This window comes from Ktedonobacter sp. SOSP1-85, from assembly GCF_016587415.1.
GTDB lineage: Bacteria > Chloroflexota > Ktedonobacteria > Ktedonobacterales > Ktedonobacteraceae > Ktedonobacter.
In genome coordinates, this window is sequence record NZ_BNJI01000001.1 from 565,152 (window position 1) to 589,763 (window position 24,612).

21 protein-coding genes are annotated in these 24,612 nt (G+C 53.6%); 11 read left to right on the forward strand and 10 right to left on the reverse strand.

Annotated features, from left to right (window positions below; translation table 11 throughout):
- Positions 1–9: 9 nt before the first annotated feature.
- The 4 genes from KTE_RS02715 to KTE_RS02730 form a co-directional block, all read right to left on the reverse strand.
- Complete coding sequence (locus tag KTE_RS02715) at positions 10–1,083, reverse strand: Gfo/Idh/MocA family protein (protein ID WP_201378241.1); 1,074 nt, start codon at positions 1,081–1,083, stop codon at positions 10–12.
- 76 nt (positions 1,084–1,159) lie between these two features.
- Positions 1,160–1,981 carry a sugar phosphate isomerase/epimerase gene (locus KTE_RS02720; protein ID WP_201378243.1) on the reverse strand — a complete coding sequence of 274 codons (822 nt, stop codon included), beginning with the start codon at positions 1,979–1,981 and terminating at the stop codon, positions 1,160–1,162.
- Between the two features lie 200 nt (positions 1,982–2,181).
- The gene (locus KTE_RS02725) at positions 2,182–4,938 is read right to left on the reverse strand and encodes an alpha-L-rhamnosidase (protein ID WP_201378249.1); all 2,757 of its coding nucleotides are present in this window, start codon (positions 4,936–4,938) and stop codon (positions 2,182–2,184) included.
- Positions 4,939–5,266: 328 nt separating this feature from the next.
- Positions 5,267–5,503 (reverse strand): hypothetical protein, encoded by a 237-nt coding sequence (locus tag KTE_RS02730; protein ID WP_007904316.1) that lies wholly within the window; start codon positions 5,501–5,503, stop codon positions 5,267–5,269.
- A gap of 277 nt (positions 5,504–5,780) precedes the next feature.
- On the opposite strand from KTE_RS02730, the gene KTE_RS02735 reads away from it, so the two are divergent.
- The 8 genes from KTE_RS02735 (at position 5,781) to ptsP (ending at position 13,461) form a co-directional block, all read left to right on the forward strand.
- Entirely contained in the window at positions 5,781–6,629 is an 849-nt protein-coding gene (locus KTE_RS02735; RefSeq protein ID WP_201378250.1) for a hypothetical protein, read from the forward strand.
- A 74-nt stretch (positions 6,630–6,703) separates the two neighbouring features.
- On the forward strand, positions 6,704–6,907 hold the full coding sequence (locus KTE_RS02740) for a hypothetical protein (RefSeq protein WP_007904321.1): 204 nt from the start codon (positions 6,704–6,706) through the stop codon (positions 6,905–6,907).
- Positions 6,908–7,358: 451 nt separating this feature from the next.
- Positions 7,359–8,267 (forward strand): MerR family transcriptional regulator, encoded by a 909-nt coding sequence (locus KTE_RS02745; RefSeq protein WP_201378251.1) that lies wholly within the window; start codon positions 7,359–7,361, stop codon positions 8,265–8,267.
- A gap of 370 nt (positions 8,268–8,637) precedes the next feature.
- Positions 8,638–10,215, forward strand: a complete 1,578-nt coding sequence (gene nagE / locus KTE_RS02750; protein WP_201378252.1) for an N-acetylglucosamine-specific PTS transporter subunit IIBC — start codon at positions 8,638–8,640, stop codon at positions 10,213–10,215.
- 98 nt (positions 10,216–10,313) lie between these two features.
- Positions 10,314–10,766, forward strand: coding sequence for a PTS glucose transporter subunit IIA (locus tag KTE_RS02755; RefSeq protein ID WP_201372203.1), 453 nt, complete (start codon positions 10,314–10,316; stop codon positions 10,764–10,766).
- 193 nt (positions 10,767–10,959) lie between these two features.
- Complete coding sequence (locus tag KTE_RS02760) at positions 10,960–11,364, forward strand: PTS sugar transporter subunit IIA (RefSeq protein WP_201378254.1); 405 nt, start codon at positions 10,960–10,962, stop codon at positions 11,362–11,364.
- A 96-nt stretch (positions 11,365–11,460) separates the two neighbouring features.
- Positions 11,461–11,742 carry an HPr family phosphocarrier protein gene (locus KTE_RS02765; protein WP_201378257.1) on the forward strand — a complete coding sequence of 94 codons (282 nt, stop codon included), beginning with the start codon at positions 11,461–11,463 and terminating at the stop codon, positions 11,740–11,742.
- A gap of 6 nt (positions 11,743–11,748) precedes the next feature.
- Complete coding sequence (gene ptsP, locus KTE_RS02770) at positions 11,749–13,461, forward strand: phosphoenolpyruvate--protein phosphotransferase (RefSeq protein ID WP_201378259.1); 1,713 nt, start codon at positions 11,749–11,751, stop codon at positions 13,459–13,461.
- Positions 13,462–13,599: 138 nt separating this feature from the next.
- On the opposite strand, the gene KTE_RS02775 is transcribed toward ptsP, so the two are convergent.
- Positions 13,600–14,019: a response regulator gene (locus tag KTE_RS02775; protein ID WP_201378261.1), complete on the reverse strand. Its 420-nt coding sequence runs from the start codon at positions 14,017–14,019 to the stop codon at positions 13,600–13,602.
- 325 nt (positions 14,020–14,344) lie between these two features.
- On the opposite strand from KTE_RS02775, the gene KTE_RS02780 reads away from it, so the two are divergent.
- Positions 14,345–14,803, forward strand: coding sequence for a hypothetical protein (locus tag KTE_RS02780; protein WP_201378264.1), 459 nt, complete (start codon positions 14,345–14,347; stop codon positions 14,801–14,803).
- 48 nt (positions 14,804–14,851) lie between these two features.
- On the opposite strand, the gene KTE_RS02785 is transcribed toward KTE_RS02780, so the two are convergent.
- The 3 genes from KTE_RS02785 to KTE_RS02795 form a co-directional block, all read right to left on the reverse strand.
- The gene (locus KTE_RS02785) at positions 14,852–15,985 is read right to left on the reverse strand and encodes a hypothetical protein (protein WP_201378266.1); all 1,134 of its coding nucleotides are present in this window, start codon (positions 15,983–15,985) and stop codon (positions 14,852–14,854) included.
- A 281-nt stretch (positions 15,986–16,266) separates the two neighbouring features.
- On the reverse strand, positions 16,267–16,563 hold the full coding sequence (locus KTE_RS02790; protein ID WP_201378268.1) for a hypothetical protein: 297 nt from the start codon (positions 16,561–16,563) through the stop codon (positions 16,267–16,269).
- 568 nt (positions 16,564–17,131) lie between these two features.
- Complete coding sequence (locus KTE_RS02795; protein WP_201378270.1) at positions 17,132–19,027, reverse strand: glycoside hydrolase family 15 protein; 1,896 nt, start codon at positions 19,025–19,027, stop codon at positions 17,132–17,134.
- A gap of 392 nt (positions 19,028–19,419) precedes the next feature.
- Between KTE_RS02795 and KTE_RS02800 the strand changes: the two genes are divergently transcribed.
- Together KTE_RS02800 and KTE_RS02805 are read left to right on the forward strand one after the other, a co-directional pair.
- On the forward strand, positions 19,420–20,511 hold the full coding sequence (locus KTE_RS02800) for a ParM/StbA family protein (RefSeq protein WP_201372195.1): 1,092 nt from the start codon (positions 19,420–19,422) through the stop codon (positions 20,509–20,511).
- Positions 20,512–20,562: 51 nt separating this feature from the next.
- Positions 20,563–21,084 carry a hypothetical protein gene (locus KTE_RS02805; protein WP_201378272.1) on the forward strand — a complete coding sequence of 174 codons (522 nt, stop codon included), beginning with the start codon at positions 20,563–20,565 and terminating at the stop codon, positions 21,082–21,084.
- A 112-nt stretch (positions 21,085–21,196) separates the two neighbouring features.
- Here KTE_RS02805 and KTE_RS02810 read toward each other — a convergent pair whose 3' ends face one another.
- Together KTE_RS02810 and KTE_RS02815 are read right to left on the reverse strand one after the other, a co-directional pair.
- Positions 21,197–21,556, reverse strand: coding sequence for a response regulator (locus KTE_RS02810; protein WP_201372193.1), 360 nt, complete (start codon positions 21,554–21,556; stop codon positions 21,197–21,199).
- A 798-nt stretch (positions 21,557–22,354) separates the two neighbouring features.
- Entirely contained in the window at positions 22,355–24,328 is a 1,974-nt protein-coding gene (locus tag KTE_RS02815) for a PAS domain-containing sensor histidine kinase (protein ID WP_201378274.1), read from the reverse strand.
- Between the last annotated feature and the right edge of the window lie 284 nt (positions 24,329–24,612).

Genomic DNA, 24,612 nt, shown 5'->3' on the forward strand with positions numbered 1-24,612 from the left:
GTATGTAAACTAGCGCGCCCAGTCCATGGGAGCAGGAGGCGCAAACTCCGAAGCGATGGCAACTGGGTGACCTTCACCAAAGGAGGTTTGAATGGCGCAGAGGATATCGACGACATGGGCGGCCTGGGCCCCGGTGATGCGCGCAGGTCGGTCCTCCTCGATAGCCTCAGCCAGTTCAACAACACCACGCGCCCACTCGGTTCCCTGGAATGACTCTTTCACATAAGGTACCAGCTGGTAGCTACCCCCAAACTCGGTGAACTCGACCTTCCCTGAGAAATTTTGCCAGTCATTCAGGAAGCAGGAACCCTTATCGCCGTGGAACTCGATGCCTTTCTGAGGACTATGATGGCCAACATAAAAATTGGTCGTCAGGCGAGCAACTGCGCCCGAGGCAAATTCGATGGCCGCCACCGCAAAGTCAGGCGTACTAATATGGAAAGGCACATTCTCCTTCGTCACCCGATCTGGATAGAGTACCTTGCCAAAAGCGGTCACTTGCCGCGCCGGACCAAAGATCGAAGTCAGGATCGTGAGTGGATACACGCCTACGTCGAAGAGCGCACCCACCTCGTAGAAGGGACCCGGCGCCGGGTGCCAGGACTCAATACGCCCCCAATTAACCTCGGCATACGCCAGGCGTACCGTTCCCAGGGCTCCTTCGCGAATAAGCTTCCAGGCGGTCTGCTGCGCCTCTCCGAGAATCGTCATCGGCGCACAGCTTAGACGTTTGCCCTGCTGCTCAGCCAGCTTGACCAGTTCCCAGGCATCCTGCCCATCCAGCGCCAGGGGCTTCTCGCTATAGACGTGCTTTCCGGCAAGCAGACACTTGCGGATCACTTCGACATGGGCATGGTGAATGGTCAAATTGACTACCAGGTCTACATCTTCATCCGCCAGCAGCTCATCTAACGAGGCGTAGACCTGGCCGCCATAGGTCGAGACATAGGCTTCCGCGCGCGTGAGATCCACATCAGTCGCACCCAATAATTGAATATGAGAATAAGGCTCCAGGGTTTTGGCATAGGCGCCAGCAATATTTCCACAACCAACGACGGCAATACGAAATGGCTTTTTCTCCATAGTGTTTATTCCTTTTTAGGGTGAGAGGAAAGGTAGGCGCACTTCCCTTTGCCTACCCGGTTCAGTCCATAGCCAACTACGCCTGTGTGAGCCACTTCAATAGCATTTCACGCATGGCGATGCAATCTTCGGTCGGGTCAAAATGCTCTGGCTCATGTTCGATACTGTAGACCCCCTGATACCCCAGGCGCTCTAGCGTCTCAACACACTTGGGGATATCAACGCAGCCCTGACCATAGCGGCAGGTGTCGTGAGCACCAGGCGCCAGCACATCTTTGAGATGCACATAGACAAGATGAGGATAGAGCTCCTCAATGGCACGTACGGCATCATAGCCATTAGTGGCGTACCAGCCGGTATCAACCGCGGTTCCGATAAAGCCATCTCCGCCATCACCAATGAGGTCGAGCATATCCTGAGCAGTCTTCTCCGCAGGATGATTCTCGATCCCTAAACGGACGCCATACTGCTTGAGAATGGCAACCGTCAAGGCACGATCATCGGCCAGCAGACCAGTCGAGCCGCCAAGAATTGAGACATCCAGGTCCCGCGCCAGGCTGCAAGCAGCCTCAAACTCGCTCCTGGTCGTGCCAAAGTATCCCGCCAGGCTGACGACGCGAACATCATAACGCTGGAGCAGATCGCGCGCGATGGCGACATGCTCAGGAGTAGCCCACGACCAGTTTAACTGGGCCATCCAGAGATCCATCAGCGAAAAGCCCATCCCTCGAATAGCGAGTAGTAAGGCTTCGAAACGCTGCGCGAAGGTCTCAATGGGCCGAAAATAGGCATTGGTGGAGCTATCGCCCTCGCCCCAACCCTGCGTCATATGATAGCCAACCTGCTGAGCGACATAGTTGGCTCCCATAAACGATATACGCTTCTGTGGGTCTTCCATAACATCTCCCCTCTTCGCTTTAAACCACTGTGCTATACGTTGTAGTATGCCACAATACACCTCTTCAGGAAAAGAAATTCAGGCCACCAATGCGCTCGCTTGTGCCAGTGCAAGGCCTGCTGCGTTGACTATAAGAGCGTCACGCTGAGCGCCTCATTCTCCCCCTGCCAGAGTATTGCTGCCACAATGTCGCTTTCTATCTACATACTAACCGTGAACTGGTAATGACCTGCTTGCGCTGTGTAGACAGCGGCATTCTCCTCGCGTCGTACAAAGGTGAGGCCCTCTTCCCGAAGCGCCTGGGGCTCCTGGTCATTGATGAGCGCTCCTGGAGCGGCTGGAACATAGACCGTTGCGGTGGTATTGGGCGGTAGCTCAATCTGCCAGGTAAAGGTTGACTCCTCATAGGCCCAGGCGCTTACGATGCGGCCATGAATCGAATCATAGACGGCGCGCAGGCGTTGCAGAGAGGGGTCCGGGAAGGGGCGCAATATGCTCTGCTTGAAGGCGGGCTCAGGCATCTCCTGGGTTTCAATACCCGCCGCATAGCGATAGAGCCACTCTCCCACCGAACCAAAGGAGTAATGGTTGAACGAATTCATCAGCGGGGTCTGAAAGCCCTTTTCAGCCGTCCAGCCATCCCAACGCTCCCAGATGGTGGTCGCGCCATGCCGAATAGAGTAGCCCCAGGAGGGAAAAGTGTCCTTAAGCAGGAGTTGGTAGGCAACATCAACGCGCCCATTCTCGGTCAACGTTGGCAGGAGATGCGCAACGCCTACAAAGCCAGTCGAGAGATGGCCGCCTCGACGCTGGATATCCTCAACCAGGTGTTGTGTGGCTATAGGGCGCAGAGCCTCAGGCATAAGGCCGAAGCGCAGAGCCAGAACATAGCCAGTCTGCGTTTCGCCCGCCACCCGCCCGTCTGGCGTGATATGCGAGGTCTGGAACGCAGTCTGGATGCGCGCAAAGAGTTTATCGTAACGCATTGCGTCGTCTTCGCGCCCCAGGACACGTGCGATCTTTGCCAGGAGAGCGGCACTGTGCGCAAAAAAGGCATCGGCAATGACGTCCTTTGGTGTCTCAGCCTCGATAGAAAGCCAGTCACCAAAGTCCCATTGCCCCTCACCCCCGCCATTGCGTCGTTTGCGCCAGCGCCCATCGGGATTGGCCTCGACCAGGAACTCCAGCCAGCGCGTCATCGACGTGTACTGGCGTGCAAGCAGGCGGGTATCGCCATAGGCCAGGTACAGCGTCCAGGGAACGATAATGCCGGCATCTGACCAGGCCGGAGCGCCAGCCCTGGGATCAATGATGCTGGGGACAATATTTGGCAGCCAGCCCTCGGGAGATTGGGCATCCGCCACATCACTCAGCCACCTGGTAAAGAACGCGGCCACATCTGCATTATAGGTCGCGGTCCGCGCGAAGATCTGGGCATCACCCATCCAGCCCAGGCGCTCGTCGCGCTGGGGACAATCCGTTGGGACCTCTAAAAAGTTGCCGCGTTGCCCCCACTCGATATTATGCACAAGCTGATTAAGCATAGCGTTTGAACTCAGGAGGGAACCTGTTGGCGGCGTCGGGGTCTGTACAACAATACCAGTAATATGCTCATTGGTGAGTTGACCAGGATAGCCCGTAACCTCGACATAGCGGAAGCCGTGGAAGGTAAAATGTGGCTCATACACCTCTTCACCCTCGCCTTTGAGTGTGTAGAGATCCGTCGCTCGCGCCGTGCGCAGGTTCTCGGTATAGAGCGTCCCATCAGCTTGCAGCATCTCGCCGAAACGCAGTTGCACCGTTGTCCCGGCTGGCCCCGTCACGCGTAGCCGCATCCAGCCAACCATGTTCTGCCCCAGATCGACAAGATAGGTACCGGGTTGTAGCTCTCGAATCTGCTGCGGCGTTAACTCAGCCACCTTCTGGACACCCGGTCCATACTGTGCCACGAGTAAGGTCGCATCCAGAGGCTGAATAGTGACCGCTTGCCAGTGCGCCTCATCAAAGCCAGCCTGGTCCCATCCAGGCTGCTCCAGGCGTGCATCATAGGCCTCGCCCATCAACATATCTGAGTACTGTAAGGCCCCGGTCGCCGTTTTCCAGGATTCGTCTGAGACAACGACTTCACGCGAGCCATCACTATACTCCAGTTCAAGCTGCACCAGGGCTTGCACCGACTGGCCATAAAAATTGCGTTGGCCTAGCCAGCTCATGACTCCACGATACCAGCCATCCCCCAGAATAACGCCTAGAGCGTTCTCGCCCGGCACAAGGAGCGAAGTCACATCATAGGTCTGGTACTGTAAACGCTGATGATAGTCGGTCCAACCAGGGCGGAAATAGTCATCACCAACACGCTGCCCATTGAGCGAGAGGAGATAGAGGCCGCGCGCGGTCGCATAGAGACGCGCCTGTTTGAGTCCGGCGCCAACCCGAAACTCCTTGCGCACCAGCGGACAAGGGCGAGCCTTCTCGTCAAATTCAGCCTGGATGTGTTGCCAGCGCTCAATTTCTTCCGCCAGCACCCCTGACTGCTGTGCAAGGTGTGGAGAAAAATGGGCTGCAGCTTGCTCTGGCTCTGGTACAACCATCCATTGCCCACGCCAATCATCACGTTGCAATAGGCCCATCTCCCACCATGCAGGCTCGCTATAATCACTTACCTGGCCCTGCTCATCCCAGATACGCACCTGCCACCAGACCCGTTGTCGTGATTGGAGAGAGAGACCTGCATATGCAATATGGGTTGAATGCTCCGAAAGCACCTTGCCGCTATCCCAGAGCAACGAGGTTCGCTTCGCTAATGCCTCGGGGCTAGACGCAACAAGAATTTGATAGGCGCTCTGGCGAGCCCCACGTTGGGAGGCCTCCAGACGCCAGTAGAAACGGGGATACACACAATCGATACCGAGTGGATTCTGGGCATATTCACAGCGCAGCGCAGCAATCCTGGTCATCCTTAACCCCTCTTTCAAGCATTGAGTTTTTTCTGCCAACACATTATGGCCAATACATTAAAATCTTATTCCGAACCCCAACGCCACTGGCGTGTCTAGCGCTTCGCGCTCAGGGTTTTCGGATCAGTAGTAATTCGTAATTAACGAAAGTGTAACTGCGAGAAAAATATTTGTCAATTTAAAGTTGAGAAAGAATGGATTGGGACCCTGCTGTTCTCCTTTTTCTTGTAATAAAAGAGGGAAGCCCCCTATACAGCTAAAACTTATAGGATTCAGCTTCCCTCTCTACTTGGCTATAAGCAATATCAAAAATAGTATCTGTGTTTGCTTAAGCGTCGCGGTCACGCATGTCCTGCGCGCCCGCCTTGCGCGCGCAGTGGGCGCAGCAATACATCGAGCCATGCGTCTCTACTCCATGCCCCACAATCCGACAGCCACAGTGCTGACAGGTAGGCGCTAGAGCTGCGATGGCGCACTCAAAGCTATCAAACACATGCCTCTTTCCGGACATGTTGACCTCAAAGGCCTTGTCATACTCATTGCCACATTGTTCACATTGCGACATAGCTATCTCACTCCTTTTTCCTTGCATGGTGCTCTTTCCCATTGCCATTATACCGAGCAGAAAAAGCTAAAGATTAGGTAAGCCAGGAAGAAAGGCTTCTTTCTATATGCCACTCTATTGCTCTCATTCTTGAGTTCTCTTTTGCAAATGCGTATTTGCTTCGGCAGGGGTACGTTGGGTGTAGAAACAAAAAGAGAGCGCAGGCCAACTGGCCACTCGCTTCCTTTTTACGGAACATATTTCCTGCCAGATACAGTATTCAGGAGAAAAAGATACTATGATGTTTTCACACATTGCCCTGGTGTCGGAGATCGATGCCATTAGCATGCCAGAACTGACTCGCGTCGCCGCGGCACTCCAAAAGCAGGTAACCCGCGATTTTTCCCCCATCTGGAATATCTATGGAACCGTTGATGCCTTCAGCCGCCTGGAGGATGTGCCCCTGGGTTACTGGCCCATCATCGTTCGCGCCAATGTTCCTGATCACGCACTCGGCTTCCACCTCGATGAGCAGGGTCAGCCCTACGCACTCGTCCAGTACTCCAATAGCTGGTCACTCAGCGCCAGCCATGAGTGCCTGGAGATGCTGGCCGATCCTTATGGGAATCGCCTGGTTGCCGGCCCCTCTTTGAAGAGAGAGCATGGTCGCGTTCAGTACCTCCTTGGCATCTGCGATCCCTGTCAGGGCGCGGAACTGGCCTACACCGTCAATGACATCCTCGTCTCCGACTTCTGCACACCTCACTACTATGAGCCTGTGCGCGCCAACGGCGAGCGCTATAGCTACACCGGCGCCATTACTGAGCCCCGCCAGGTGCTTCCCGGTGGCTATATCACCTGGTTCAACGCCAATGATGGACACTACTGGCAGTTCCGCCAGCTCGGCGTCGATGGTGGCTATGTCGATCTGGGCACATCACCCGTACAGCAGCGCTTCAGCCTGCGCGAAAACTATGATCGCCTGACTCCACGCACCCCGATTGCGCGTGGTCTTCCCAACGATAGCCGCCAACTTCAGGCTGCTCGCGAAGCCGCCTGGTTCACTGGTGAGAAGACGGCTCTCTACGCGCAAAAACTTCATTACACGATTGATCGTGTGGTGCAAGAGGCCTATGCTCGCGTTTAGCCAGCACTGGCCCGTAACGGGTTCACTGAGAGAGACTTTTTTTACATCGTTAGTCAGCATAAGGAGCATCTACTATGTGCGTTAGCTGTGGTTGCGGCAAAGTGAATGACAATCATGGTGATAGCCGCAATATCACCCAGAGCGATATTGTTACTGCCGCTCAGGCGGCCGGCATCACTCCCGAGCAGGCCGCACAAAACCTGATGGACACCTGTCAGCAAATGAGTTCAGGCTCGCAGAAACAGTCCCCGCGCAACACCAACACGCGTGAGCGCTAAATCTCGCTCCTAGAGCTGCTTCAAGCAAGACTCTAGACGCGAGACAGAGGCAGGAGAGAGGAAGCATATATCCTCTCTCCTGCCTCTGCATTTAACTTGACTCCTCGCGCCTGCGGCGCTCGTTGTGTAGTAGGTAGTGTGGCATGCTCTCGTAGCCTGAGGCTACGAGAGCATGCCACACTACCTACTACACAATAGTTTGCTTGCTATTTTTCTGCTACATTTCTCTCTACACAATAGTTTGCTTGCTATTTTTCTGCTACATTTCTCTCTACACAATAGCTTGCTTACTATTTTTCTGCTACATTTCTCTCAAGAGAAAAATTCGTCTGAAGAAGACTTGACTTTCACGTCACGGCAAAGTTTATGCTTAGTAATAACTTCAGCAAGAACGCGATGACGAGTTCTACCTATCCCTGGAGATTCTGCAAGAGAAAGAGGAACGCAAGCCTTGTTCAAAATTAGCGATTTCTCAAAGTTGAGTCAGGTGTCCATGCGCACACTTCGCTACTATGATGAAATTGGGCTGCTCAAACCAGTACAGGTCGATCCCACAACGGGGTATCGCTACTACTCGATTGACCAGTTACCCCGTCTGAACCGTATTTTGGCCTTTAAAGACCTGGGATTTGAGCTCTCGCAAATCGTCCAGCTCCTGGACGAAGAGGTTCCTCCTGCGCAAATACGTGGCATGCTCCGACTCAAACAAATCGAACTCCAGCAACGTGTCCAGGCAGAACAAGAACGGCTGGCACGTGTCGAATCTCGTCTCAAACAGATTGAGATGGATGATGCGAAACCTACTCACGAAGTGGCCATCAAAAAGATTAAACCTCAAATCGTCGCTTCAAGCCGAAAGGTTGTGGCAAATAGCACACAACGACATCAACTTGCGAACGAGATGCTTGACTTTCTTCAACGCCAGGGCGTAAAGCAGGTCGATCATCTTCTCTATATCGAACAAGATGGTGGCTATCACGAAGATGATACCAGTGGCATTGAGATCGCTGTTCCCGTGCATAGCTCCTCCGTTGGCAACATTGTGGAGCAGAGCGGTGGAAAAATCACGGTACGCGAGCTTCCGGGAGTCAATACCATGGCAACACTCCTCCATCACGGCAGTCCCGATACCATGATGGAGGCCTACCAGGCATTGGGCATGTGGCTCCAGGTCAATGACTACACTATTACCGGCCATTGCCGCAAGGTCTGTCTGCAACGCGAAGGGGATTTTGAGTCTTATATCACTGAGATTCAATTTCCCGTTGAGAAGCGCGATAGTAGCAATACCAGCAAATCGTCCTTCTTTTTCGGTCAACAGACACGCCAGGGCCATGGAGTTGGTACACCCAAGGGTTGAGTCCGCTTGCTCTTTCCCTGTCGCTCAACCCGAGCAAGAGGTTCTGATAGCACATTTTGTTCGTTTTTCACGCGCATGTGGCCAATAAGAAAAGTCTATGTCAATGGAGCACCATAGACGCAAAAGGAGGTGAATCCACAAAGACAACGTTCGTCCTTTCGATACAATGTTTGTATCAAAACAGCACTCGTTTTCTCATTTTTCGACTTCGATCTTATTCCGAAACCCAACGCCACATACGTGTCTAGCGCGTCGCGCTCAGGGTGTTCGGATCAGAGGTTCACGCGCAATGGAATGCGTAGAGAAAGGTCCCCTTCATACAAGCGACTTTTCATTACGCCAGACTCGCAAGGAAAGAGGAGCACAACACATGAGTATTGGCAATTCAGCTGTCTCCACATCCTCTCAATCGAGCGGATGGGACCGTATTTTAGGCGGCGCGCAAAGTATTGGCCGCTCGCTTATGCTACCTATCGCCGTTCTGCCAGCCGCCGCCCTGCTGCTGCGCTTTGGACAGGACGACTTCGTACAATTACCCTGGATGGTGGCTATCGGGAGCCATGTCTTTGGTCCCTGGCTGGCGGCAGCAGGCAATGCGGTCTTCAGCAACCTACCAATAATTTTTGCTATCGGCATCGCCATCGGTCTTGCTGGTGGTGAGGGCGCAGCCGCTCTCGCAGGCCTGGTAGGCTTCCTGGTCTTTACGGCAGTCTTCAATACCGTTATCCCTCAGGTCGATGGTAAGCCCGATCCCAGCATTAATATGGGCGTCCTCTCTGGTATTATGGTTGGACTCATCACAGCCGGGCTGTATAAACGTTTCCATGATATTCGCCTCCCTGATTACCTGGCCTTCTTCGGCGGACGCCGCTTTGTCCCCATCATTACCGCCTTCACAATGCTTATTCTGGGTATTGTCCTGGGCTATATCTGGCCCCCTATCCAGCAGGGCATCAATAGTGTGGGCCTGGGCATCGTCTCCCTTGGTCCTATCGGCACTGGTATTTATGGCTTTTTGAACCGTTTGCTGATTCCCGTTGGTCTGCATCACGTGCTGAACTCGTATGTCTGGTTCCAGCTCGGCACATACAATGGTGCGACTGGCGTGGTTCATGGAGATCTGAACCGCTACTTCGCGGGCGATCCCACCGCCGGCAACTTCATGGCTGGCTTCTTCCCCATGATGATGTTCGGTCTACCAGGCGCCTGTCTGGCCATGATTCGCCAGGCGAAATACCCGAAGGTCGCGGCTGGTATCCTGCTCTCCGCCGCTTTCGCCTCGTTCCTGACCGGTATCACAGAGCCTATCGAGTTCGCGTTCCTGTTTGTCGCGCCAGTTCTCTTCGTCATCCATGCCTTGCTCACAGGAACCGCGCTAGCCATCTGTACCCTGCTCAACATTAAAATCGGCTTCGGTTTCTCAGCTGGCTTTATCGACTATGCCCTGAACTTTAACAAGTCGAATACGACCAACCCGCTGTTACTCTTGCTCATCGGTCTCATCTACGGCGTCGTCTACTACTTTGTCTTTAGCTTCTGCATCAAGCGCTTCAACCTGGGGACACCTGGACGCGGCGAAGAATCCACCGGTCTGAGCGCGGACTGGATTCTCCCCGAGAGCCAGCGCGGCCCCAAACCAGGCACTGTTGCCACCGCAACGGCGACCACGGCTGATGAAGACAAAGATACAGTCCTGGCGCGCAACGTCGTTGATGCCCTGGGTGGCAAAGAGAACATCCAGAGCGTTGAAGGCTGCATCACGCGCCTGCGCCTCTTCATCAACGAGCCTGATTCGATTGACGAGCCTCGCTTGAAGAGTCTTGGCGCCTCTGGGGTTGTCAAACGCGGTAAAGTTGTACAGGTAGTGATGGGAACCCAGTCGGATCGCATCGCTGCTCGTATGGGCCGCATTATTAAAGAGAAGACCACTGTCGAAGAAAACGCTTAACGCCTGATGCCGTATGAGTAGCCAGTCATTGTATAGACTGGCTACTCATACGGCTAGCATACCTGGTTTTTACATTTTACCTGGATGGAAGGAACATAATGGCACGTATTCCCATTTTAGCACCCATTGATGGCACAGCCGTCGCCCTGGAAACCGTTCCCGATGAAGTCTTCGCGCAGAAGATGGCCGGAGACGGCGTCGCCATCGCGCCAGAAGGTGCGGTCGCGGTCGCACCCGTGAGCGGCGACCTCATCAAGCTCTTCCCTGGCGGTCACGCCTTTGGTATCGCCACTCCCGAAGGTGTGGAACTGATCGTCCATATTGGCCTGGACACAATTGAATTGGGCGGTGAGGGCTTTGAGAATATCGCCACCGAGGGCCAGCACGTTGAGGCTGGAACGCCGATTGTACGCTTCAATCGGGCTACCATCGAACGCCTGGGTAAATCCGTCATCAGCCCCGTCGTCTCTTCGGGTGCGGGAACAGTCACACAGCATGCCCAGGGGCCTGTTAAAGCTGGGCGAGATGTGCTTTTTGTCCTGGAAGTCTAGATTAGTATTCTATTCCTGGCTATTCGTTCAACGTTCACTACCTTCTTAGACGGAAACCAACCCCCACTCGGGGGCGCGGCGCCACTCTCGTGGCTAGCGTTCACGCGCTCAGGTTTCCGAAGAGGCAGTACCTTGAGACACCTGCACGACCACACCTGGTGTCTCCTTGCTTGCACCAAAGAGAGGGAAACACTTGATTGGGATTGTCCTTGTGTCGCATGGCACACTGGCGGAAGGTCTCAAAAATGCAGCGGAGATGATTATTGGTCCTCAGGAGCGGCTGATCGCGATTGGCATGCCTCCTCAGGCGGATCTTGCCACGTTGCGTCATGAAATAGAGGCCGCGCTCCTGCAAGTTGGAGACCAGGGAGGAGCACTCGTCCTTGTAGATATTCTCGGCGGGAGTCCGGCCAATATCGGACTGCACCTGGCCAAGAGCGACACAGAGGTCATTTGTGGCACCAATCTACCTATGCTCCTGGAGATGCTTACCCAGCGCGAGAATTCGACGCTGCAAGAGTTAGCCAGCCTCGCGGTTCAAACCGCACGCGAAGGGGTCATTCGCCTCAGTGGTCAGCCTGCTGACGAAGACGAATAAGCCCACCTTCACAACCGTTCTTCAGAAAGGTAACAGGAGCAACCCAAACGTTACCCCCATCTTTGAGAGTAGAGCATACCGGAAAGGGAGATACCTTTGGCTACATCACAGGAAGTTATCATTCAACATGAAGTTGGGCTGCATGCACGCCCAGCGGCCCTCTTTGCCAAAAGGGCCGCGCAATACGCCTCGGCCATCTCTATTGAGAATATAACCAAGGGGAGTCAGCCGGTCAATGCGAAGAGCATGCTCCGCCTTCTTTCGGCCAGCATTCAGATGAATGACCAGTTGCGGATTACCGCTGAGGGCGATGATGAACAGGCCGCCGTCAAAGCGCTTTGCGAACTGATCATGCAAAACTTTCAGGAGATGGAGTAGATAGGCATGCCCACCACCACCTTGCGAGGCGTCGGAGCCTCTCCTGGTATCGCCATCGGACACCTTCATCACTATGCGGAGACGACCCTGAATGTCGCCCACAGCACAAGCACCGATCCCGCGAGAGAAAAAGCGCGCCTGGAGGAGGCCATTGCTCAGGCCAGGCAAGAAATTCAGGCGCTCGCAACGCAGGCGCAGCACAACGTTGGCGCAGGCGAGGCCGCTATTTTTGAAGCCCACGAAATGTTTCTCGACGATCCAGAACTACTTGACCGGGTAGACAGTATGCTACAGCAACAACAGGTAAGCGCTGCCTACGCCTGGCAAGAGAGCACGCAACAGGCCGTCGCCGAATTACGGGCCATTGATGATGAATATCTCGCCGCCCGCGCTACGGACTTGCAAGATGTTGCCCAACGTGTCTTGCGGATCTTACAAGGTGTCGAGGAGCAGAAACTGGCGCTCTCCGAGCCCGCGATCATTGTCGCTCAGGATCTCACGCCCTCCCAGACTATTCAATTTGAAAACGAGAAAATACGCGCCTTCTGTATCGCTGAAGGTGGTCCAACCTCCCATGTGGCCATTCTGGCGAAAGCGCTTGGCATTCCAGCCATCACCGGGCTTGGAAAGGCCATTGAAAACCTCCATGATGGGCAACGGGCCATTGTGAATGGGGCAAGTGGAGAAATTATCCTGGATCCAGATAAAGCCACCCTTGCAACCTACCAGCAAGAAATCCAGGCCCTGACCCAGGCGCGCCAGGATGCATTCCAGGATGCGCACCAGCCCGCAACGACACGCGATGGGCACACGATAGAGGTCGTCGCGAACATTGGCACACCGGAGCAGGTTGCCGAAGCCCTGCGCCAGGGAGCCGATGGTGTCGGTCTTCTGCGCACAGAATTTCTCTTCATGGAACGTGAGGCCGCTCCCGACGAGGACGAGCAATACGCCATCTATCGCTCCATTCTCCAGGCTATGGACCAGCGCCCCGTTGTCGTGCGTACATTTGATATCGGCGGCGACAAACCCGCCTCATACCTGCACATGAGCAACGAGATGAACCCATTTCTAGGTATCCGTGGTGCACGCCTGGCCCTGGAACATAACGACCTCCTGCAAGCGCAACTCCGCGCACTGCTCAGAGCTGGTGAGGGCCACAATCTCAAAATCATGTTCCCCATGGTAAGCAGCCTGGAAGAGGTCGAGGCCCTGCGAGCACAGGTCCAGCAGGCTCAGGCCACTCTCAGTGCGCAAAACACCCGGTACGCGCAACAGGTTGAAATCGGCATCATGGTTGAAGTACCTGCGGCCGCCGTGATGGCTGATGTCATTGCACCACATGTCGATTTCTTTAGCATTGGCACCAACGATCTCACTCAATATGTGATGGCAGCCGACCGCACCAACTCCGCCGTGGCTTACCTCGCTGATGCCCTCCATCCAGCGGTCTTGCGCTTCATCCGCATGGTTATCGACGCTGCCCATACGCATGGGAAATGGGTTGGCCTCTGTGGCGAACTGGCGGGAAATCCCCTGGCGGCAGTGGTTCTCCTTGGCCTGGGACTGGACGAGTTTAGCATGACCGCCAGCTTTGTCCCGCTCGTCAAACAACGTCTACGCCAGTTAGATACAGAGCAGGCTCGCGCCATCGCGCTTCACGCCCTCGGCCTGCCTAACGCCCAGGCGGTGCATGCCTACCTGGAATCTCGTGCGTAGATTTATGCTGCCAGCCCACTAGCAAACGGGGCGGAAGACATTGGATAAAGGGTGTGCATACATAATGGGCAAAAGCCCATTATGTATGCACACCCTTTATCCAATGAGCGCCGCAGGCGGGAAGACGCTTTTATGCCCCTACTTGGTAGCGGAGGGCAACACATTAATGACTGCCGAAGTTAGATCCTTAAAGGTGAAAGGCTTCTCAATCACACTGGCGTGGGGAGCAATCGACAAAGCCAGTTCAACTTCGGAGAGCGCAGCCGCAGTGCAAAAGATCAACGGGAGGCGTTGTGTGAGGGGATGCGCCTGTAAGCGGCGTAGCACATCTAAACCATCAACATCTGGCAGATGCAGATCAAGAATCAGTACATCGACCGGCAAAATGGGAGGCTGCAAGGAAGTGGCTTGAGAAGAGATCTCTGTTGGGGGGAGTAACGCTTGCAGACATTCGAGAGCATGGTCATAGATCGTCACCTGATGACCTGCATATTGCAGCATGGTTGCACACAGGCGTGCTATGCGTACATTATCTTCCAGCAAACCTACTTGGGCCATAACACCGCAACTTTCACCGAAACTCCGTTCTGGAGGCCCATCTCCGTTCACGGGATGGCAGGAACGCGCCTAGAGGTGAGACGCTGTCGTCTATACAGCTCACACGCCTCTTACCTCAAGGGGCAAAAGCGTCTGGCTGCTTGCTCTGATATTCTCTCTTGATTGTAAATTCAAATGCGCTTTCTGTCAAGAAAACCCGCTTCCCCTCGCAAAGCCTTATCAGGCTCCCCTATCAGTAGCAGGTCCTCCACTCTCGACGCTCACATCAATATGCTGTACAATCTTAGTCGATAGACCACTCTTATCTCAGAGAGAAGAAGTACGCATGAGCGATAATGAAGTAGTCAAAAAGTACCCCATCAGTGCCGTACGCTATGGCATGGGCAAAGAAATACAGCTCTATAAGGATGAACTGGTCGTTACCTCGCTAGAGGAAGGCCATGAAATACGCCTACCCCTGGAGGAGCTCAAGCGCCTGATTCTGACGCCCGGTGATCCAACCCCTTCCAAGCTGGTTCTTATGGCCGATCTGACGGATGGAGAGACCATTATTTTAGCGGAGGGTATGAGTAATGCCAAGGATTTTCGCGCATTCCTCCCTCATCTGCAAGAGCTACATCCCGACCTGGAGCTAGATCCACCTGACATGGGTGAGCAGTTGCGCCAGGCCCTCAATACCAAGCGTGCCTGGTCACTCACCTGCTATGGCTCGATTGTCCTGATCTGCGTCCTCCTCTATCTCCTCTATCTCGCCGTTGCCTTCCTGGGCACACATCATCCGTAGAGGGCTCAACGCCCTCTCACATCTCATCTTCTTTGCTGGATGATATACTTAATCCTTCTGTGTCGCCCCGCTCTCGCGCTCCGATTCCCTGCTCCGCAAACCACGCCTTCGTCCACGTTGAAGGAGCCAGTAGAGCAGGCCAAAGAACGCAATTACGATTACAAATGGGAGCAACCGATCAGCCGAGAAGCCTGTGCTTGTACCAGGATACTGATAAAGGGCATCGCGACCAGCGACATATAAACGAGCATAGTCGCTAGCTCCCAGGATCATAGTATAGGCAGGGATCTTCCGGGGCCAGCCGCTGGCAATGCTGCGCCAGCTTTGCCCCTCGTCATCGCTGCGTAGCGGCCCGATACTGCTACCAACATAGACCGGGACCGTATTCGTTTGCTGGCGAAAATCAACCAGGATACTGTAAATCTGTAGCCCTGGCAGAGGCGATTTTCCACTTATCCAATGCAGGCCATTATCTTGTGAGAGAAAGGTTCCCTTCGAGGTTCCCAGGTAGATCAATCCCTGGCGTCCCCCGCCAACGGAGGCGGGCATGACTACATTTAGCTCGGTCGTCGCTGGTAGGCTCGTCGACACCGCCTGCCAGTTCTCGCCCCGGTCATCGGAGCGATAGAGGCCCTCAGCACTCACGGCCCAGAGTCGATGCGTCGCAGGATCATACACCAGTTGCTTGATCGCCACGTGACCTGGCAGGCCCGAGTTCGCCTGCTTCCAGGTAGTGCCATTATCGCTACTTATGAAGACTCCCTGGTCAACTGTGCCAGCATAGAGATGATTAGAGTGTACCTCGTCGACAGCGATGGTAGTATAACTGGTCGAGGGCAGGTGTGTTGATGCATTCACAAGCGTCTGCCACTGTTGCGTAGGTGCCGAGCTAACAAAGAGGCCATGCTCTGTTGCCGCGTACAATTTCTTCCCCGCGCTGTCAAAGGTAAGCGCCTGAATTGCGCTTCTCTGGAGCACTTCCGGGCTGGTGCTGCTCCACTTATTACCACCATCGGTACTATAAAATATCTGCCCCTGGCTATTGCCAGCATACAGGGTATTAGGGTCGTCTGGTTGCGCCACCAGTGCCCGTATCTCAGGCTGGCGCAGGCTGCTCTGCTGCCAGTCGCCTCCTCCCAGAGCGCCCGCGCCAGAGCCACAGGCCGCAAGCAGGGAGAGCAAGACGACGCTCCCTATCACACAAGCAGCTAACCGGCGCCAAAATAAAAAAACACGCTCAGAACGTGATCGTTGTGCCTGCACGAATTTTCTCCCTCAAAACATGATGCAACTATAACATACAGTGCTCAGGGAAGAAAGGCAAGCTTCTTGCCCCTTTCGCGCCTGCGACGCTCAGGAGTAGGGCGTGTTGGTGTGCGGTGCGAGCGAATGCTCGCACCGCACACCAACACGCCCTACTCCTGGTGAGTATACCAGCCGAGAAGGCCATATATGATTCCAGGCTAGCGCGCCCGCCGAATGACCCGTTGCATGTATACGACGGTCTCCTGGACTTCATAGCCCTTGGGGAGCTTCGTCGTTTTCTCGTTCTGGGGCATCAACACATCTTTAATATTCTTTACTGAGGGTAAAGTACTCGCAACCATGCGGGGCGAAGGCGCCAGGCGTGCCAGAAGATTACGGCGCAACAACTCAATACCTACACCAAGCGCGATAGCCCCCACACCAGCAGCAACACTTTTAGAGACCTGCGGATTATATAATACCGCGGGCAGACTCACCTGATGTGTTGTGACCATACTTCTGGATGTTTCTACCAGCTCATTCCCACACTGACGACAAAATGTATCCTCAGTCATGCTGTCAACACGACACTTGGGACAATACATCGATTTTCCTCCTCATGAGGTCTAAAAATGAAGCCGCTCTCATCTGACACTAAAAACTATGAAAAAGCGAAAGCGCATGAAGTGCCCTCTACTCTTTTCGTAGAAGACAAGAAAGGCAGGGAGCAAGCAAACAATGATTCCTTTCGCAGATACAGCTAAAAGCACACTCGGCCAGCGATTATCTCTTCCTGCCAGGAGAGGAACCCTTCTGCTCTATTATACAATCTTCACACCTTTACACCTACAAAAGTAACGATTGTAGGACCCCCCACTACAATCCCTCCAGTTCCACACGCATCAAAGATGATTTTCGACGCAAGAGCACAGCTTCCGGCGGGCAGGTAGGCTCGCGGCAGAAGTATAGCGGCATACAGAGCGCCCGACGCTGCTAAAGCACGCGTCTACATATGGACCATATGTAGACGCGTGCTTTAGCAGCGTCGGGCTACGCACAACTCAATGCTACTGCAAGAGCTTTTTAGCCCCTGCCTGGTGAGAACAGGTTAAATTCGCGACTGCGATAACGCATCATCGGATTATTGAGCGCCTGATCAACCGTGTGGCAAGCGGTAATCAGTGAGAGGTGGGTAAAGGCTTGCGGATAATTTCCCAGCGCCTCGCCCGTGGGGCCAATCTCTTCTGCGTACAATCCCAGATGATTGGCATAGGTAAACACATTCTCCAGGATCAGGCGCGCCTCTTCCAACTGGCCCGCGTTTGCCAGCGCCTCAGCCAGCCAGAAGCTACAGGGGCTAAACACACCCTCTTGACTGCGCAAGCCGTCATCAGCAGCCTGCTCGGGATGATAGCGATACACGAGAGAGTCACGGCTCAATTCGCGTTTGATACACTCCATCGTGCTTAACATACGCGGATCGGTCGCTCCCAGAAACTTAGTAATCGAGATGAGCAGGACACTGGCATCCACAGCCTCGCTCCCATAGTACTGTACAAAGCTCTCTTTCTTGTCGCTCCAGCCTTTGCGCATAATCTCTTCATAGATGATGCCGCTCGTACGTAACCATTCATCGAGAGGAGCATACCAACCGCGATGGCGCGTCAGGCGAATAGCACGGTCAAAGGCCACCCAGCTCATCAGGCGCGAATGGACAAAGGGCTTGGGGCCACCTCGCACCTCCCAGATCCCCTCATCAGGCTCATGCCAGTGCAGAGTCAACCAGCCAAGCAGGCGACGCAAGTTCTGCCAGAGATCATAGGAAATGTCCTCGTAGCGATTATAGATGTAGATAGCGTCCATCAGCTCGCCATAGATGTCAAGCTGCTTCTGGTTGTACGCACCATTGCCGATACGCACGGGACGGCTCCCCAGGTATCCTTCCAGGTGGTCAAGAGTATGTTCAGAGAGGTCATGACTGCCATCAATGCCGTATATAGGTTGAAGTCCACCATCCTCCTCTATCTCATGACAACGAGCGTTCAGCCATCCCATAAAGGCCTCTGCCTCCTGGGAGAAGCCCAATAGAAGCAGGCTATAAAGCGTAAACGCCGCGTCGCGCAACCAGGTAAAACGGTAATCCCAATTGCGTGCGCCACAAATCGTCTCGGGCAGGCTGGTGGTGGGCGCGGCGACAATGGCCCCCGTTGGCGCATAGGTCAGGAGTTTGAGCACAAGCGCTGAACGCTGTACCATCTCGCGCCAGCGCCCCAGGTACTGACACTGTGACAACCAGTTCTGCCAGTACGCGCGTGTCTTCAAAAACGCATCTTCGTAATACTGGGGGTAGTAGTGAATAACCAGCTCCCCCTCGGTCACACACTCCATGGAGAAGTAGGCCGATTCGCCTTCCTGGAGTGTAAACGAGGCATGAACGCCACCATAATCATCCGCCTCAAGGGGCATACTCGCGTCAAGTGCCAGGGCCAGTTCACTGCTCTGAAACAACGCTCCGCTTTCAGAGAGCTGCAACTCGTGAGCCTCGCGCGCGTAATTGAAGGCTGGTCGGCACTCCATGCAAAAGGCCAGCGAACCGCGCACAACCTTTACTATACGGATGATCTGGTGCTGATACCCAAGGCGTTGAGCGGGATACACTGGCATAAAATCCGTAATTTGGCCGACGCCATCGTTTGTGAGGAAACGCGTAATCAGGATATTTGTCTCTGGCCAATAGAGCTGCCGATGGCCCGCAATAATGGATTCTGGCGGTGCTATACGAAAGAAGCCGCCCTTATTGACATCAAGCAACCGCCCAAAGACACTTGGCGAATCGAAGCGAGGCAGGCAACACCAATCGATCGAGCCATTTTTACCAATAAGAGCCACAGTATGCAGATCCCCAATCATGCCATAATCTTCGATAGGCAGATAGCTCTTTGAGGTCAGACATGTCTCTTGCAAATGATCCTTAGCCATCACACCCCCCCAAATGGGTCATACTAAACGCGTTTCAATTTATCGCTCTAATCTTCTTCTATCATAGTACTCAGGCAAACGAATAGGCTGTAGTGGGCTGCCATGCTTACATCATAGACGCCCCACACTCACATTCGACGCAAAAATTACCCTCATTTGAGTTTATAGTAAACGATTGCCCGTCAATAGATTAGACCAGTACAATGAGGAGAGGCGACGGCGATAAGAAGCGTTCTCGTCTTGCTTCAATTGCCTCATTAAAGAGAAACCTCTTTCGGCCGATTACCTCAGGTGACGATACTAACTTGAGGCTAAACCGTTTAAGTATTGAGGACTGGACTCAATAATTTGCACATACTGATATTAACCAAGTAAAGAAGGACTCTATTTCGATGAAATGGTATCCCTATGGTCATGATTTCGGCAACGCAGAGATAGGTGGAGTGACCGTTATTAACGGAAAAATCCAATCACTTAGCCTTCCTACCGCATTCTCCAAGGTTGATACAACCGCGATGCGCAACCTTGGTATTAAACTCGATCAATCCAACGTCCATATCATTCAATTCTATGAAGAGGAAAGCGCCTACGCGCTGGGCGACCTCGCGCTCGAACAATCAATTGACGTCTATCATGGACGCGGCGATATCCAGCGCTACTCCGGAAAATATAGCCTGCGTGGCCTGCTGACCATCGCGGCAACGCTGATTCCAGATACCGAATTCGGTATCTACGTTGTCACGGGCCTGCCCGCCGAAACCTATATCAAAAACTCGGCTCTGCGCAGCGCCATTAAAGCCGCCCTTGACGGCACCTACATATTTACCCTCAATGGCAGCCAGACGATGCGCCGGGTCACCGTCGAAGTCGCAACCGTGGTTATGGAGGGTGCAGGCGCCCTTATTGCCTATGGCGACAAAGGAAGCAATCGTACAGAGAGCGCCGTTATCGACATCGGCGGTCGCACAACCGATCTCTACGTCGCTCGTGGCCAGGTGCCTGTCACCGAGTACTGCAAAGGTAAACCCCTGGGAGTCGAGCGCGCCACGCAGATGGTCATGGATGCCTTTGAAAACAAATATGATCGCCCGCTCTCGCTGCTTGAAGCGCGTGAACTCATGCATGCCTACGCCGCACAGGGAGAGAAGCCCTATCCAGAGGTGTCCTCGTATGGCACAGCCATCAGCAAATTTGAGCTTGAGCGCCTGGTCAAAGAAGGGGTGTCGCAGGTTGGGAGCGAAATCGCTTCCTTCGTCGCCGCGGCCTGGGGCCAGAGCGACCGCGATGCCGTCGCCGCCAGCTTCAAACCAGTACTCAATATCGGCGGAGGCGTGTACTACTTCTATAGCTTCTTGAAGCAGCGCATTCCACACCTCTCGCGCCCTGAGGATCCTGTCCACGCGAACCCACTCGGCTACTGCAATCTTGCTGGCCGCCTGCTGATGCGCAAAACGCAAGCCAGCCCAAGCAGCAGCGCGGTCTAGAGGAAAGTAAGGATAGCTCACAAACGCACTTAGGGAGAGAGGGTTTTTGCTATGACACAGAATTCGTCAGACAAGTTTATTCACTTCACAGTGAGCCTGCTCAAGGATTCGACTGCATTAGAGGCACTGAGGCAGGATGCCTTAAAACATCATATGATTGACCAGCCAGGTCAATTGATCGCCTTGCGTCTGACTGAATATTACGAGATGATGAACAAAGGCATCGTTCAACCGGTAGTTCGTGTTCCAGCCATCGCGCTTCCCGCGGAGGTTGAGAATAGCCCTGCCCGGGAAGTGGCGCCCCAGACCACACCCACAGCACCGCGTGCCACGCCGCCAGCACCAGCATCGCCTGCGATATTCACACCAGCATCGAACCCTACGTCCATGCCTGGGGCTGGGACAGCGCCACGCTATCCACAGCAGATGCCCACCAACGGCTCCTTCGCCTCACAAAACCAGGTCACCGGTAGAATGCGTGCCCTGCAACAGGGAGGCGAAAACATTATCGCGGCTTCGCCTAACGTAGAACAAAATGCTGATGAGGCCGCCGATTACTGGAGCACTCTCTAAGCTCATAGGTGGTGTGGTGCACATTGACAGCCGCAGCCTGTTAATGTGCACTCCTCACCAGGCGAGCGCCACAGGCACGAGAAGTCAAACACAAAACCACTCGCTGCATCGTCTACATATATTGCTGCAACTTTTCCAGCAATAAGCTCAACTCAAATGGCTTGACGAGAAAATCATCCGCCCCCGCCTCCTGGGCGATATGTTGCGTTTCTCTATTGGCCGAAAAGAGGATAACCGGAATATGCCTGGTTGCTGGTTGGCTCTTGAAATGTTTACACAACTCACTTCCATCCATGCCCGACATTCTAACGTCTAGTAGCAGAACGCCCACCCCTGCATCCAGGTGCTTCTCAACCTCCGCACCATTGCGCACCGTCTCCACGATATACCCCTCGTCCTCCAGGATCATAGTCATCGCTTCAAGAATAAACCGATCATCATCTGCAATGACAATTCGTTTCGGCTCAATCATGCTGAGGCTCCTTCTCCGTAGAAAAATCGCTCGCTTGCTCCTGCTCTCTTACCAAGGGCAAGCTGAAATAGAATGTTGGTCCCTGCTCAGGCTCGCTCTCCAGCCACATATGCCCCCATGGCGCTTAATGATTTCAGCGAAGATATATAACCCCAGCCCGATACCAGGAATCGTACTTCTTCAAGAGATCTATAGATTTCTGGTCACCGGCTTTTTGAAATCTGTTTTGCAACACCTGACCAAATACCTTCAGGTTGGTCACTGGTGTTCGTAACTCATGCCTCACAATGCCCATGAACTCATCTTACGTCCAGACAATGGCATTCGTTAAGATATCCCACTCAAATATACCTATATGTGCCGCATGTTGCATGAGATCCAGACACTTTTATTCCGTTGTAGCTCTTGGGTCAAATTCTCGATCTCAGTTTTTGCCTGGCGCTCCCAGGTAAAGAGATGCTACGGTTCACCAGGCTTTTTGCGGGATGTTGCGTCACTTAGCAAGAATCGGAACATGCTTCTGGTAGAACCAACAAGGCTCTATCATGAGTAGATAATCAAGCAGGCATCTCCCTTTGCTGCTCTCCTACAAGGATACTCCTTGCTACCAACGTCGCTCACGTCCCTCGCTACGCTCAACCCCCCTGTCCATTCTATCCTGATACATCCATTTTATCCACTAATTCAGCCCTATAAGCTGTCAAATAAGCTGTGTATCACACAGCTTGCAGAGCGGGATGAATAAACATCAACAAAGTGGTTTGAGCCCAGTAATAATCCTGCCCCAGTTTGATGTCTCTAAGGCCACTCCTCTGATCCTTCACTCATAGGAAAAGACACAAAAAAGGTAGAGCCTACTCCTTCCTGTGAGTCAAACCAGATATGCCCCCCCATCAATTCGACAAGCTCATAGCAGAGGTAGAGGCCCAGTCCGGTCCCCGAGATCTCCCAGGCCAGGGCATTCTCCGCGCGCATAAAACGCCCAAAGATCCGCCCATGCTGGTGTTGCGGAATACCAATTCCTCGATCCTGCACCTTAATCTGGATCTGCCGATGCAGAAGATCCTCCTCGATAGAAATAAGAACTGGCCCCCCCTGGGGGCTATATTTGATCGCATTGTCAATAAGATTGGTCAGGATTTGTTCCAAGCGAGACTCATCAACGATTACTATCGCTCTTTCCCTTGCTGTGGAAACCTCGATGCTATGTTTCTCCGTGGTATGCTGGCAATACGAGGCAACCCGCCGCACGAGCGGAACGATGTTGGTCGAACAGCACTTCAAGACCAGCCGTCCTGCTTGCAGGCGCGTGACATCGAGTAAATCTCCGGTCAGCGTGGAGAGTCGCAAGGTTGCCTCTTTAATTGCTGTAACCACTTTCTGCTGCCGTTCTGAGAGCGGTGATGTCCCTTCTCGCGACGTCTGCCTCAGCAGTATATCCACATAGCCCGATAGGACCGTAAGAGGGGTTCGTAGTTCGTGTGCTGCAATGCCCACAAACTCGTCCTTGAGTTTCTCAGCCTCTTTGAGCACGGTGACATCCTCATACGTGACCAGCACGACTGGCTCGGAAGCAGGTATGCCCGCGCTCTGAGGGGGCGAGAAAGGTTCTGCATAGACCTGGATGGGAAGCGTCCTTTCATCAGGGAGAATCATCGTCTGAAAGTCGCGCACGGGCTCGCCAGTTCTGATTGCGCGCAAAGTGGCATAGTGTTCCACTGAGAGGGGACGTCCCTGAGCATTCAGGAGCGTAATGCCATTGGTGTTGAAAAACTCACCCAAGGGCTGCTGGAACATCCATGGTACGCCCCACACCTGATAGGCAGCACGATTGGCAAAGAGCATGCGGGCATCAGCACCCGCGACCAGAAAAACGACACATGGCAAACTATCAAGTATCTGATGAAAGAGCGTTTCTCGTCCAACAGTTTCCTCACAGTAGGCTCGCTCCATTTGCTCTCGTGTGTGACGCTCGGTAATATCGCGATTTACCTCCAAAATGGCCAGGGGCTCTCCCTGGTTATCGCGTATTAATGCTTGGCGGCTCTCAACCAGGACCTTAGACCCATCATGACACGTATGGGTCAGTTCTCCTTCCCACTGTCCTTGTTGCTCGAGTATGGTACCAGTGACGGCACGACTCTGAGGGTAGCGTGTCTCGAGCAAAGTATGGGAGATTCTCCCTAAGGCTTCTTGTTCACTCCAACCATAGAGTCGCTCGGCTCCATGATTCCAGAAGATAATCCGGTTCATGGGGTCACTCATGAGGATTGCATCGACAGCAAGGTTCATCAGATCCGTCAAGAGGCTGAGGCGCTGTGCTTGTACCGCATATTTGCGTTCGGTTACCCGTTGTGCGGTCACATCACGAATGGCTCCCAGAATATGAAGCTCTCCATCCAATAGGAGCGGACGCAGGCTGACATCAACCGGAAATTCCGCGCCATTTTTACGCTGGCCACAGAGTTCCAATCCAGCACCCATGGAACGAGCATACGGAGCGGCGAAATACTGCTGTTGATGACGGAGATAAGCTTCACGAATGCGCGGTGGGAGGAGTATTTCAAGCGGCGCGCCAAAGAGCTCTTTCTCTGCATACCCGAAGAGCGCGGCCGTTTGCTCATTGAACATAACAATCGTTCCGGACTGATTAACCAACAAGAGTGCATCCGGTGAAATATCTAAAAATGAGCGGAGATGCGTGGGCGAGATCTGCCGGAATGAAGATGAGGCAGATGCATGCTGGTCAAAAAAATCACCGCTATGAGCCATAGGTCTTGCTCCTATTCCACAAGCCACATAGTGTTGGAGAGGCGGGAGGCGGCCCATCTGATCGTGTACCTGATCAAGGTGAGATATCAGCCCCCTGGCACAGTTCCATCTCATGCATAATGTGCATTGATCCTATTATGTCGTATGTACAAAGAAACATCCTTTCTATTTTATTCTATTAAGGAAGCAATATGAGATTAATCCGTTTTGATGGAAACTGTGAAGCGGGAGATCAAGAGATTACCTTTTCAATTGGTATTTTTCTTCTTGTGCAGGAATAGAAA